Origin of the sequence: Nostoc sp. (assembly GCF_036919495.1) — a bacterium.
In the GTDB taxonomy this organism is placed as follows: Bacteria; Cyanobacteriota; Cyanobacteriia; order Cyanobacteriales; family Nostocaceae; genus Nostoc.
In genome coordinates this window covers 20,325-32,472 of the sequence record NZ_JBALBZ010000129.1, presented here as the reverse complement: position 1 = coordinate 32,472, position 12,148 = coordinate 20,325, and the positions used below count along the sequence as shown (strand labels likewise).

13 protein-coding genes are annotated in these 12,148 nt (G+C 41.7%); 11 read left to right on the top strand and 2 right to left on the bottom strand.

Translation table 11 applies throughout. From position 1 onward, the window contains the following. Positions 1 to 76: 76 nt before the first annotated feature. From V7K25_RS17910 to V7K25_RS17875, 8 genes are all read left to right on the top strand, one after another. Positions 77 to 250, top strand: a complete 174-nt coding sequence (locus V7K25_RS17910; protein WP_335159872.1) for a WD40 repeat domain-containing protein — start codon at positions 77 to 79, stop codon at positions 248 to 250. 422 nt (positions 251 to 672) lie between these two features. Next, a complete protein-coding gene (locus V7K25_RS17905) occupies positions 673 to 2,304 on the top strand; it encodes a phage tail sheath family protein (protein WP_335159871.1) in 1,632 nt (543 codons plus the stop codon). Positions 2,305 to 2,314: 10 nt separating this feature from the next. Beyond that, complete coding sequence (locus V7K25_RS17900; protein ID WP_334732402.1) at positions 2,315 to 2,782, top strand: phage tail protein; 468 nt, start codon at positions 2,315 to 2,317, stop codon at positions 2,780 to 2,782. A 70-nt stretch (positions 2,783 to 2,852) separates the two neighbouring features. Continuing rightward, positions 2,853 to 3,590 carry a T4 family baseplate hub assembly chaperone gene (locus V7K25_RS17895; protein ID WP_335159870.1) on the top strand — a complete coding sequence of 246 codons (738 nt, stop codon included), beginning with the start codon at positions 2,853 to 2,855 and terminating at the stop codon, positions 3,588 to 3,590. Next, positions 3,590 to 6,589, top strand: coding sequence for a hypothetical protein (locus V7K25_RS17890; RefSeq protein WP_335159869.1), 3,000 nt, complete (start codon positions 3,590 to 3,592; stop codon positions 6,587 to 6,589). The genes V7K25_RS17895 and V7K25_RS17890 overlap by 1 nt, the downstream gene beginning before the upstream one ends. Before the next feature lie 3 nt (positions 6,590 to 6,592). After that, positions 6,593 to 7,840, top strand: coding sequence for a DUF4255 domain-containing protein (locus V7K25_RS17885; RefSeq protein ID WP_335159868.1), 1,248 nt, complete (start codon positions 6,593 to 6,595; stop codon positions 7,838 to 7,840). Continuing rightward, positions 7,837 to 9,930, top strand: a complete 2,094-nt coding sequence (locus tag V7K25_RS17880; protein ID WP_335159867.1) for an ATP-binding protein — start codon at positions 7,837 to 7,839, stop codon at positions 9,928 to 9,930. Before V7K25_RS17885 ends, V7K25_RS17880 begins: the two co-directional genes overlap by 4 nt. Beyond that, the gene (locus V7K25_RS17875; protein WP_335159866.1) at positions 9,927 to 10,184 is read left to right on the top strand and encodes a hypothetical protein; all 258 of its coding nucleotides are present in this window, start codon (positions 9,927 to 9,929) and stop codon (positions 10,182 to 10,184) included. The genes V7K25_RS17880 and V7K25_RS17875 overlap by 4 nt, the downstream gene beginning before the upstream one ends. Here the strand turns inward: V7K25_RS17875 and V7K25_RS17870 are convergent, their stop codons facing one another. Next, positions 10,185 to 10,325: a hypothetical protein gene (locus V7K25_RS17870; protein WP_335159865.1), complete on the bottom strand. Its 141-nt coding sequence runs from the start codon at positions 10,323 to 10,325 to the stop codon at positions 10,185 to 10,187. It lies immediately after the preceding gene. A gap of 3 nt (positions 10,326 to 10,328) precedes the next feature. Continuing rightward, positions 10,329 to 10,496, bottom strand: a complete 168-nt coding sequence (locus tag V7K25_RS17865; RefSeq protein ID WP_335159864.1) for a hypothetical protein — start codon at positions 10,494 to 10,496, stop codon at positions 10,329 to 10,331. Positions 10,497 to 10,533: 37 nt separating this feature from the next. Between V7K25_RS17865 and V7K25_RS17860 the strand changes: the two genes are divergently transcribed. The 3 genes from V7K25_RS17860 to V7K25_RS17850 all read left to right on the top strand — a co-directional run bounded on the left by V7K25_RS17860 (position 10,534) and on the right by V7K25_RS17850 (position 12,136). Continuing rightward, positions 10,534 to 10,968 carry a hypothetical protein gene (locus V7K25_RS17860; protein ID WP_292789439.1) on the top strand — a complete coding sequence of 145 codons (435 nt, stop codon included), beginning with the start codon at positions 10,534 to 10,536 and terminating at the stop codon, positions 10,966 to 10,968. Between the two features lie 129 nt (positions 10,969 to 11,097). After that, complete coding sequence (locus V7K25_RS17855) at positions 11,098 to 11,754, top strand: hypothetical protein (protein ID WP_335159863.1); 657 nt, start codon at positions 11,098 to 11,100, stop codon at positions 11,752 to 11,754. Between the two features lie 97 nt (positions 11,755 to 11,851). Next, positions 11,852 to 12,136, top strand: coding sequence for a LysM domain-containing protein (locus V7K25_RS17850; protein WP_335159862.1), 285 nt, complete (start codon positions 11,852 to 11,854; stop codon positions 12,134 to 12,136). The last annotated feature ends 12 nt before the right edge of the window (positions 12,137 to 12,148 follow it).

The window sequence follows — 12,148 nt, the reverse complement described above, 5'->3', positions numbered from 1 at the left end:
ATCAGTATATGGTTTCTATTTTGGCTGCGGCTCTTCCAAACTCAATACTCTCCTAGAATCTACCTGTCAATAGGGTTTGAGACGCGCTAACCCTGTCAAGTTATGGGGGTTGCCTGAAGGCAAACTCTTGGAGAATTTGATCGGGCATAAGCGAGGCGTGCGGTCAGTAGTTTTCAGACCGCATGGAAACATGATAGCCAGCAGCAGTGCCGACAAAACCATCAAACTCTGGTCTGTTCCTAAAGAGTGACAATAAGCTTTTAGAAAGTAAACAAATCTTTATGAGTAACAGTATTGAGAGCGCCTACTTAATAACCTGAAGAAAAAAGCTCAAGCTTTTGGTTTAAAACTCACTCTTATTTATGACCCTATGCAATTATTGAGAGTCAAGGTACTTAGTTACAAGTTATTTTAGTAACATTCCTATTTAAAAATGTTATTTTTCATGAGTTTTACTATGAGTTATGGGATGAGTTTTATGAGTTTCAGAGCTGATGAGACAACTAATATTAAAAGTAATTCGCTGCAATGTTATATCTAATACGAATTTGGCTTACTTGCTCGAATAACTTATTACTGATATTAAAATTTACAATCTATCTTAATTTTTTTATTTAAAAGTTGACTATTTTGTCAATTTGTAGGTTTTAATTCTTAATCAGAGAACGAACAATGCCCATACAACCAACTTATCCAGGCGTTTACGTAGAAGAAATTCCGAGTGGAGTACGCACGATTACAGGCGTATCTACCTCTATTACTGCCTTTATTGGTCGCGCCTTACGAGGCCCTGTAGACGAGCCGATTACTATTAACAGTTATGGCGACTTTGAACGCATTTTTGGAGGATTGTGGCTGAATAGTACCCTTGGCTATGCTGTACGAGATTTTTATCTCAACGGTGGTAGCCAAGCAATTATTGTCCGACTCACTCACTCCAAGTTGAAACAGGCAGAAGGGCAAGCTCCAGCAGAAGGTCAAACTTCAGGGGAAACTGAACCGACAGCTAAGAAAGCACAACTAAATGTGAATGGTCTTAACTTAGAAGCAGCGAATGAAGGCAGTTGGGGAAATGCTTTGAAAGTGCGGATTGAATATGTAGATACTAATGTCAGACGTGACGCAAATGAGCAAAAACTATTCAACATTACAGTTCTGGATCAAAATACAAGTCAATTAGAAGTATTTCGCAACGTATCGGTGCTGCCAAATCATCCAAGACGAGTAGATAAAGTTTTGTTGAATGAATCTTATTTCGTTCGATTTAGAGATGAATCTCTGCCAACAGACAGACCAGCTGCTCATGCTCAACCCGCACCTGATAAAAGATTGTGGGATGATAATAACGATACAAATACCAAAGCGGAACCAAACAGCGGTGCGGATGGTGACGATCTAGATGTGAACGACTTCACAGGGACAAATAAAGAAGCAAATAAACAGGGTCTTTACGCTTTAAATAAAGCCGACCTGTTTAATATGCTTTGTATTCCGCCTTATAAAAATGATGGCAATATAGATTATGACTCTTTAGTTGATTCAGCAGCAAAATTTTGCCAAACCCGACGAGCGTTTTTTATCATCGATCCGCCCAGTACTTGGACTGATAAGGATAAGGCCAAAGCTGGTATTCAGAACGATCTTGGTGAACCAACTAGTTATGCTGGTGTTTTCTTTCCTCGAATCAAGCAGCCAAATCCTTTACGGGAAAATCAAATAGAAGAATTTGTTCCTTGTGGTGCGATCGCGGGTGTATTTGCTCGAACTGATGTTCAACGTGGTGTGTGGAAGGCTCCAGCAGGTACAGAAGCAACATTGACAGGTGTACCACAATTGAGTGTACCTCTAACAGATCCAGACAATGGGGAATTGAATCCTCTAGGAATTAATTGTTTGCGAACTCTACCAGCTTATGGTCGTGTGATTTGGGGATCGCGGACGCGGAATGGAGATGACCGTCTTACGGATGAATGGAAGTATATTCCGGTTCGCCGTTTCGCGCTTTTCTTGGAAGAAAGTCTTTATCGCGGTACGCAATGGGTTGTCTTTGAGCCAAATGACGAGCCGTTGTGGGCGCAAATTCGCTTGAATCTTGGAGCTTTTATGCACACTCTCTTCCTTCAAGGAGCCTTTCAAGGTCGTAAGCCGGAAGATGCTTACTTTGTGAAGTGTGATAAGGAAACAACAATCCAAAATGATATTAACTTAGGAATTGTCAATATCATTGTTGGTTTTGCTCCTCTCAAACCTGCTGAATTTGTCATTCTCAAGATTCAGCAAATAGCCGGACAAATAGCAGTTTAAGGAGAAATATATGCCTTCTATTTCAGGTAAACGTTTAGACCTCTACAAAAACTTTAAGTTTGTTGTGAAATTCGCTGGTAAAGACGTGGCTGGGGTAAGTAAAGTCAGTGGTTTGAAGCGAACCACTGAGGTCATAGAACACCGTACAGGTGGCGACCCTAGCACTGTCTATAAGTCTCCAGGACAAAGCAAGTACGATGCCATCACCTTAGAACGAGGTGTTAGCAAAGATCCTGATTTTGAACAATGGGCAAACAAAGTCTGGGCGCTTGGTGGTAGTCCAGAAGTGTCTCTGGCAGATTTCCGTAAAGATATCACTATTGAGGTTCGTGATGAAGCTGGTCAGAAAGCGACTTCATATAACATTTTTGGTTGCTGGGTTTCAGAATATCAAGCATTACCAGACCTAGATGCTAGTGCTAATGCTGTCGCTATCGAGTACATAAAGATAGAGAACGAAGGTTGGGAACGTGCTTGATGATTAAATCGGCTTAGTTAATCAAGATTTAATTGTTTAACCAGCAGGAAACTAACTATACGATTCCTATATGCGATCGCTATCAGCCTCAGAACTGTTAAATATCTGGGAGTGGGGACTTAATCAGCCATCTTGGTCTAAAGCAATCAAGCTACTAGCTAGTTCTTGTCCTGAAACCTCCATAGATATGCTTACTCAACTCAGTCTCGGTCAGCGTGATGCTATGCTGCTGACATTGCGGGAGTGGACATTTGGTTCACAACTGGTTAGTCAAGTCACCTGTCCAAACTGTGGTGAAGTCTTGGAACTCAATTTTGATATTGCAGATATTCGTGTAGCACCACTCTCACTTGAACCAGTTGAGAAATATTGTCTTGAGCTTGCTGATTATCAGGTGAGTTTTCGTCTACCAAACAGTTTAGATATGATAGCGATCGCTGAACACAAACAGCCAGAGATTGCTCAAGAGATTTTATTAGAACGCTGTATTTTGCAAGCAGTGTGTAACGGCGAATATCTGCTGTTTCAGCAATTACCATCTCATGCTAGAGATGCAATTATTACCCAAATGGCTCAAGCTGATCCTCAAGCAAATGTGCCAATTGATATTTCCTGTTCCGCTTGCAACCACCAATGGCAATCATTATTTGACATTGTGTCGTTCTTCTGGGCTGAGATTAACGCTTGGGGATTTCGAGTGTTGCGAGAGGTACATACTTTGGCTGCTGCTTACAGTTGGCGTGAAGCTGATATTTTGGCGATGAGTCCCAGACGGCGACAATTGTATTTAGAGATGGTGACGGACTGATGAGCAATTATCTCTTTCATTTGGTAGCTAAAAGCTTTAACTTAATCGATACAGTTCAACCTCTTGTCTTATCAGTCTTTGAACCGTTACCAGAGTCTAACCTTGACTGGGAGCCATCGATTACCACAGACTCAACTGAGTTAGAAACAACATCAGAAGCGGAAAAATTTCCCAATTTTGACATTGTGCAGTTGTTGGAGAAACGATCGCCTGCAACAATAGGGCAAATATCTGAAGAGATAACTAACCCCCTGTTAACTAATTTAACTTCAACACCTGTTCAATCTTCCCAACCAATACTAAAGTCAATTCCTAATTTGACACAAAAGCCTGACTTAGAATTATCCTCCAATTGGCCTTTTTTAGATTCAGTTCTGACTCAAATCAGCACTAATAATCAGCAATTTACTTCAAACCCAGAGCAAAAAAAAAGTAGTACTCCACCAACTTTTGCTCCTGCTCAATTATCACAGAAACAAGTAAGTAAAATTAATCCTGTTGTTTCTTCTGTCCAACCTTCAAACTCAGAGCAAAAAACAAGCACTACCACACTAAATTTGGTTCCTGGTCAGTTATCACAGAAACAACTAACTAAAATTAATCCTGTTGTTTCTTCTGTCCAAACTTCAAATATAGTAAACTGGGAACGATTGATAACTCAACGTTTTGTAGAATTAGAAAGATTTTCATCGACTACAAATCAAATAGTACCTAATCCTAACACAGAGCTATTGAAGTCTGCACTTGTGCCACAAACAAAGACTTCCCTATCGAATCATCTCGTTTCTGTACACAACACAGAATCAAATACTTCTCTCTCTAACCCCATCTTTGAAAAGAGGCAGATTCCACTTAAATCTTTCCCCCAGCAACTAATTAAAATCAATCGTCTAGGTTTATCTTTGCAATCACCTTTAAAGTCAGATTTGCAAACATATTTCTCCGAAAACCCAACAAAGACAGTAATGTTTTCCTTTACTCCTCAAGAAAAAATATTTTCTTTACAAAATCTCAATCCCGCAATTTCAAGGACTGCGATTGCAAAGGAAAACAATACTCCTGTCTCAAAGTTAGTTGGTAAAAAATTAGGAGAACTTACAACTGAATTATTAAAAAACCAATCAATTGAAATTAATCAAGAAGTTTCTCCTAATCTTTTACAAAATGTATTGTATTTGAAGCAATATCTCCTGCAAAATCAAGCAGAAACCAGCACTATTATATCAATTCCTAGTGTTCAAAAACAGGGAAAATCTGCAACTGAAAACTTACATAAGCAACCTACAGAAATTAATCCAGTCATTATCCATTCTCAGTTACCACAAGTCGAAAGTTCTGAGGACTTTCCTCCTCAACTTCAATCACAATCAACAGCCATGTCTACGATGGGAAACTCTTGGAAAGGCTACACCAACGTCTACGCACCTGCTACTGGTCAAGTTTTGCCTTTAACACCTGTGCTAGCAGTGGAAATTAGTACTCCCGCTTCTACTGTAATTCAACTACAGGAACAACCTATACCTGAGTTACCACAAAAGCGATCGCTACAAACAAGAAATATATCAACTTCAGAAATATTATCAAGTCAGATTATAGAAGAACCAACAGCGATGTCTACGACGGGCAACTCTTTGAGAGGCTACGCCAATGCCTACGCACCTGCAAGCGAGGGGGTACTACTTTTAACACCTGTGCCAACTATGGACACTAGCATTTCCGCCTTAAATCCTGTAATTCAACTTCAAGTACAACATGGAGCGATACCTTCTCTACGAGACGCTACGCATAATTTGCTTCCCCGTAGGGGTACGGTAAGCTCCGCTAACGCATCTACTATTGATAGTACCTTAGCGAATTCAGACAAACAGAGCTTAACACCTACAATTGCTACAGAAACAATTGCCGAACCCCAGAAAAAACTTACGTCTAATGTGCCAGAAAATCAGCAGAGGTTTGTCCACAAAAATGTTTCATCAATACAGCCAATTGTCGCAGATGCTTCTGCTAAACTATCTTCGCTTGAGACAAACAGTTCTACTGCACCATTCGTAAATAATCTATCATCATCTATCGCTTCACAACCGATAACTCAGCTAACTGCTATTAATTCAGATATAATACCAACTCCTGCTTTACATCCTTCAACCCCAGGAATTGACATACAATCACAAGTCAACTTTTCTGACTCTCACTTGTCTGATTTCCGTAGAGAAAAAGCTTCTGCTCAGGAAGTCGGCTTACAAAACTATAATAAGAGCGATCGCAAACATATTGATATCCAGAAAATTGGTGTTGTCGAACAGGGGCATGAATTGGGGCTAGCTGGGGAAGAGATGAACGTTAATTACGCCCATCATCCCGCAAATATGCAACGCCAGCAAATTAATCCCAATGAAGGTATATTCATTAGCCCAGTTGAAAACTTAATATTACCCCAGAACCCATCCCCTAACCTCTCTATGTCTGCGGATAGATTTAAAAAGCGCCAACATATTGGTATCCAGAAAATTGGCGTTGTCGAACAGTGGGATGAATTGGGGCAAGTTGGGGGAGAGATGAACGTTAATTACGCCCATCATCCTGCAAATATGCAAGGCCAGCAAATTAATCGTAATCACGGTATATTGACCAGCCCAGTTGAAAACTTAATATTACCCCAGAACGCATCCCCTAATTTATCTATGTCTGCGGATAGAGGCAAAGATGATGTGGGTTCTTCCTACTTTAGGCAACTAGAGGAATCTGATTTCAGACCGCTATCTCAGCCTATCAATGACCTCACTGTAAAAAATTTGTCAGTCATTGCAGCTAGTAGCAAAAAAGTCCAAAAGCGATCGCCAGTGGGTTTGGATACACCACCTAAGATTCAAGTCACAATTGGTCGGTTAGAAATTCGCAGCGCAGCCCCAGCACCACCTCCGCCTCGACCAAAGCCCCGGACAGCAACATCTGTGATGAGTTTGAATGAATACTTGCAACGACGTGCCAGAAGGAGGTAAGCGATGAGCAACGCTTTAGCTATTGCGGCTGTCACAATTACATTGCGTCACTTGCTACAGCAAAGGTTTGATGTTGAGAGTTCGGGGGGAATCACTGTGACGACACGACCATTAGATAAAGTACGAGATAATACTGTTAGTAGTGGCGATCAAGTTAATTTATTTCTCTACGATACTCAAATAAACCCGGCTTGGCGGAATATGGATATTCCTTCTCAAGTGAAGCCGGGTGAAACAGGACACCAGCTTTTGCCGTTGAACCTCTACTACCTACTGACTGCTTACGCCCAAAATGATGACTTCCCAGAACCTACGAGTCATCGTCTGTTAGGCGTGGCTATGAGTGTTTTTAATGACCATCCTATGATTACTTCTGCGGATATTAGGGCAGCCTTGCCTACTACCGATCCGACTGAATACGACCTTGACTTACAAGAAGAACAGTTGCGAATTGATTATCAACCGCTATCTGTGGAAGAGGTGTTTAATCTCTGGTCAACTTTTCAAGTACCCTATCGAGTTTCTGCTGCTTATGAAGTGTCAGTAGTGCTGATTGAGAGTAGCTTACCTGCAAAAACTCCGCTACCAATTATCAAGCGTCAGTCTAGCGATCGCGGCCCAATTCTGCAATCAAACCTATCGTCACCCTTACCCACACTGGTTTCTCTGCAATTGCCTAACCAGCAAGCTAGCGCCAGATTAGGCGATATTTTGATTCTTAATGGTTTTCACTTAGATGCTGAAAATGTAGTTATATCTTTTACAAATATTCGGTTAGAAATTTCTCTGGAATTGCCACCTTTAGCAGAGAGAATAGCAACAGATATTAGAGTCCAATTACCTGATGAGCCTGTAAACTTGGCGGCGGGTTTTTATACCGTGGTAGTCAAAGTAACGCGAACTGGCGAACCAAGTCGGACTACCAATGAATTATCTTTTGCCTTAGCACCAAAAATCTTGGATATTATACCACGAGAGGTAACAGCAGACGCTAATGGCGAAGTAACCCTCACTCTGATTTTAAGCCCCCAAGTGCGACCAAGACAAAGGGTGGCGTTATTGTTAGGCGATCGCGAAGTGCTAGCTCAACCACATCCAAATCAAACAGATAGGCTGGAGTTTCGGATTGCAGGTGTTACACCGGGTGAGTATTTTGTACGAGTGCGGATTGATGGAGTAGATAGTTTGCTGGTGGATCGCACAGTGACACCGCCTGTTTTCGACCAGAACCAGAAGGTGGTGATTTTATGAACAACCTCGATTCTTGGAGAGCAAACAATGAAGAATACTTAGCAAATGAACTGGCTTGGCTACGCTGGCGTTTGTCTGAGTTTGCACAGTTACCTGATATTGAAAAGCCTAAAGTCACAGAAATGGCAATAGTGGAAGGGATGAATCCATCCACAGCACTAGTTCTATTAAGCCAAAAGTTAGATTTATCTGACTTTGAACAACAGGTCTTACTGTTATGCATTGCAATGGAATTAGATCCAGGTATAGCGCGTCTTTGCACCAAAGCTTCAGATAATTCTCACCAGCCTTATCCTACCTTTGCCTTAGCTTTATCATTATTCGATGAACCTACTTGGGATGCCCTTTGTTGGGAACGACCTTTGCGTTACTGGCGATTAATTGAAATTCATCAGTCAGGAGTTCAACCTCTGACTACGAGTGGTTTACGGGTAGATGAACGTATATTAAATTATGTTAAAGGATTAAATTCTTTAGACGATCGCTTGGCATCATTACTCATGCCACTAGAAACAGAAGAATGGGGTGTAAAATTACCATCATCCCAAAATGCTGTTGTCGAAACAATTATTCAGCAACTTCGCCAAACATATAAAGAACAACGTTTACCAGTTATTCAGCTAGTAGGGGCAGATTCCCTCAGCAAGCAACTAATAGCCCAACAGGTAGCAGCCCAACTAGATAGATATGTCTACCGTTTGCCAGTGGAATTATTGCCCACTCAGGCGGGAGAGTTAGAGACAGTTGCTCGTTTATGGCATCGGGAAAGTTTGTTATTGCCGCTTGCCCTGTATTTAGATGCCCAGGAGGTTGACGGTAAACCAAACATGGAAGGACAAGCGCTACCTCTGCATCGGTTTCTGAACCGTAGCGGTGGTCTACTTTTCCTTAGCACTCATGAAGTTAGGCAGAATTTGGGACTGCCAACAATTGTAGTGGATGTGGAAAAGCCTACACCTTCTGAGCAACAAGCAACTTGGAACTTGGCATTGGGTGCGATCGCAGATAGTAATCCGCAACTTCTGGCGAGTCAGTTTAACCTCAATTTAGTCAAGATTGAGCAGATTGCCCAGCAAGTTCTAACTGAAACACCCAACTCTGAAATCCAAAATCGTTCGACTGAGCATCTCGACTTTGCTCGACGGAACCGTAGTCGTATTCCTTTGGAGAAGCAAGCTACGCGTAGCGTTCCGCAGGAAAGTCCAAAATCTAAAATCCAAAATCGTTTGTGGTCAGCTTGTCTTGCTAGTACTCGTCCGCAGTTGGATACTTTAGCCCAACGCCTCGACCCGAAAGCAACTTGGGATGATATTGTTCTCGCACCAGAAGAGACAAATTTGCTGCATCAAATTGCTGACCAAATTAGGCAGCGCAGCCTAGTTTATCAACAGTGGGGTTTTCACAACCGCATGAATCGGGGCATGGGGATTAGCGCCTTGTTTGCGGGGGAAAGCGGGACGGGGAAGACGATGGCAGCAGAGGTGATTGCTAATGATTTGCAACTCAATCTCTATCGGATTGACCTGTCGGCGGTAGTCAATAAATATATCGGAGAAACGGAGAAAAATCTACGTCGTTTATTTGATGCGGCGGAAGATGGCGGGGCGATTCTGTTTTTTGATGAAGCGGATGCTTTGTTTGGCAAACGTTCTGAGGTGAGGGATAGTCATGACCGCCACGCGAATATTGAGGTGAATTATCTGTTGCAGAGGTTGGAAGCTTATCGCGGTTTGGCGATTTTGGCAACCAATCTCAAGAGTTCGCTGGATCATGCCTTTATGCGCCGCTTGCGCTTTATTGTTAATTTTTCCTTTCCTGGTGTGGCGGAACGTCAGGTGATGTGGGAAAAGGTGTTTCCACCAGAGACACCAATTGAGGATTTAGATTTTAACCGTTTGGCACGTTTGAATTTGACAGGTGCAAGTATCCACAATGTGGCTTTAAATGCAGCTTTTTTGGCGGCGCAAGGGGGTACAGATGTGACAATGGCGTTGGTGTTAGCAGCAGCGCAGACTGAGTTTAGAAAATTGGATCGACCTGTGAATGAGGCGGATTTTCGGGTTTTAGTACCAACTGGGGTAAGGGTATGAATATCAATATAGATATAGAAAAGCTGGTTTTACAAGGAGTATCTATTTCTCCCAGTCAAGGGCGAAAGTTGCAAGGGGCGGTGGAGGCAGAATTGGCGCGATTGCTGAGAACAGAAGGTATACCAGATAACTGGCAGGCTGGTGGGGTAGTGTCTCATGTGCCGAGTGGTGCTATTCAAGTAAAGCCTGGATCGAATCCTACCCAAATGGCGCAACAAATTGCACAAACAGTATATCGAGGGATGAAACCATGACTAGTAAAAAGGAATGCGATCGCTTATGTAGTCGGGTTGAGCAAGTGCGATCGCCTCTTCTTCCAAGCTCTTGTTGTGACTGTGTAAAAAGGAAATGCGATCGCCTACGTAGAAATATTGATGAGCGTGCGATCGCGCCATTGTTTACTCATTCAACCTGACCTCAAAGCGATCGCCCATATATGAAGGTTGATGAGCGTGCGATCGCCTCATCTGACAAGTGCGATCACTAATTCTTGTAGCAACAGTCTTAAAAGTAATGCGATCGCCAATGTATGAAGGTTGATGAGGGTGCGATCGCTCCCATAGCAAACTCGAACTAATCTTTTATTCTCTTACCAAAAAGCTGATGTTAGACTTTATTCTCATCACTGGCGATCAAGCCATATTCAACCCCATCTTTGGCAAAGCAATAGTTGTAGTGCGTCCTTTCATTTTAAAAGGTACTGCCATACCAACAGTTAACAAAAAAAATATTTGCGTTGTTGGTGACGAGAAAAAAGTTATTGTACCTGGTTGTTCTTACATAAGTCCGCCAAATATCACCCCTGGTACAGGAACACTTTCCATTCAATCCTTAGCCATCAATCAAAAAGCTAGAAAAGTTAAATCTACCCGAAAAGCAGTATTGCTCAAAGGTACTACCTTCATAGCGAGATTTCAAGTTATCGTACCAGCTCAAATACCGCCAACACCAGTAACACCAGCAATACCAGACCCCATTCCTTTGTATTCTGGTACGGGATACTTTACTACTACAAATATGACAACAAAAGGTACTTGATAAAAATTTGTAGAGACACAATTTTTTGTACTCTTATTGACTATGCGATCACCAATTTAAAAATTTGCCTTGAGCTACGCGATCTCAATAATTAGTACCAAAAACCACAAATGATTTAGGAATAATTTTATGTCCCACTTTCCTGGTGCGCCACGTTTATTAAAAGGAACGATCGCTATCCTTGATGCTGTCACCTTTCTCCCCAAAGGAATAATCCTATTGCAATACAATCCTGAAACACTCAGACGCACTTTACAGGTAAGAGGTGCGGGTTCTGAAGGAAGCGATCGCCTAGAAGCTTTGCGTCTAGTTGCACCACCGCTAGAGACTATTCAACTAGACGCAGAAATTGATGCTACAGATCAACTGGAGTTTCCTACAAAAAATCCAGATACAGTGTTGTTTGGCATATACCCTCAATTAGCAGCCCTAGAAACCCTTATCTATCCTACAAGTAGCCAAATTAAGACAAACAATCAACTCGCCCGTACAGGTGTTTTAGAAATCTTACCAAATGAGGCGGATTTAAGTGTATTTATATGGAGCTTCAATCGTGTAATGCCAGTACGTCTCTCTGAGTTCAGCATTACCGAAGAAGCATTCGATTCTAAACTAAATCCCATTCGTGCCAAAGTCAGTTTAGGTATGCAAGTATTAAGCACAAATGATTTGAGATTTGACCATAAAGGCAGCAGCTTGTTCAGAGTCTATCACAAGCAAAAAGAGCTTCTAGCTAAGGTAAACACGGCTGCGACTGTTATCAAGACAGTTGCTTCTTTCTTATAAACTTGGCTATCTTTAATCATGAATTATTTCATCTATAAACTTCTCAAAAATATCTCGGTAAATATAGGTTTTTAGTTGTAAAATAAAAAAGAGTAAAATGTTTACTGAAAGCAGTCGTTACTACGATATAGAAATTGCCAAGTGGCAAACAACATCAAATCAAACTATCAGTTACCTCAGACGCAGATTTTTACCTTCATCACAGAGGTTTGAAATTTTTCAAGAACATCAAGTCAGCGAAGGCGATCGCCTAGATAATATCACTGCAAATTATCTTCATGACCCGGAAGTTTTTTGGCATTTATGCGATGCTAACAACGTTATGCACCCTGATGAATTGACTGCCCAAGTTGGTCGGCGACTGCGTATTCCTCTGATCTAAAAAGGTTAATTT

Coding starts and splice junctions, on each gene's coding strand:
- V7K25_RS17900 (WP_334732402.1), top strand. CDS start 2,315: ATGCCTTCTATTTCAGGTAAACGTTTAGACCTCTACAAAAACTTTAAG.
- V7K25_RS17850 (WP_335159862.1), top strand. CDS start 11,852: ATGTTTACTGAAAGCAGTCGTTACTACGATATAGAAATTGCCAAGTGG.
- V7K25_RS17860 (WP_292789439.1), top strand. CDS start 10,534: ATGTTAGACTTTATTCTCATCACTGGCGATCAAGCCATATTCAACCCC.
- V7K25_RS17855 (WP_335159863.1), top strand. CDS start 11,098: ATGTCCCACTTTCCTGGTGCGCCACGTTTATTAAAAGGAACGATCGCT.
- V7K25_RS17895 (WP_335159870.1), top strand. CDS start 2,853: ATGCGATCGCTATCAGCCTCAGAACTGTTAAATATCTGGGAGTGGGGA.
- V7K25_RS17885 (WP_335159868.1), top strand. CDS start 6,593: ATGAGCAACGCTTTAGCTATTGCGGCTGTCACAATTACATTGCGTCAC.
- V7K25_RS17905 (WP_335159871.1), top strand. CDS start 673: ATGCCCATACAACCAACTTATCCAGGCGTTTACGTAGAAGAAATTCCG.
- V7K25_RS17890 (WP_335159869.1), top strand. CDS start 3,590: ATGAGCAATTATCTCTTTCATTTGGTAGCTAAAAGCTTTAACTTAATC.
- V7K25_RS17870 (WP_335159865.1), bottom strand. CDS start 10,325: ATGGCGCGATCGCACGCTCATCAATATTTCTACGTAGGCGATCGCATT.
- V7K25_RS17875 (WP_335159866.1), top strand. CDS start 9,927: ATGAATATCAATATAGATATAGAAAAGCTGGTTTTACAAGGAGTATCT.
- V7K25_RS17880 (WP_335159867.1), top strand. CDS start 7,837: ATGAACAACCTCGATTCTTGGAGAGCAAACAATGAAGAATACTTAGCA.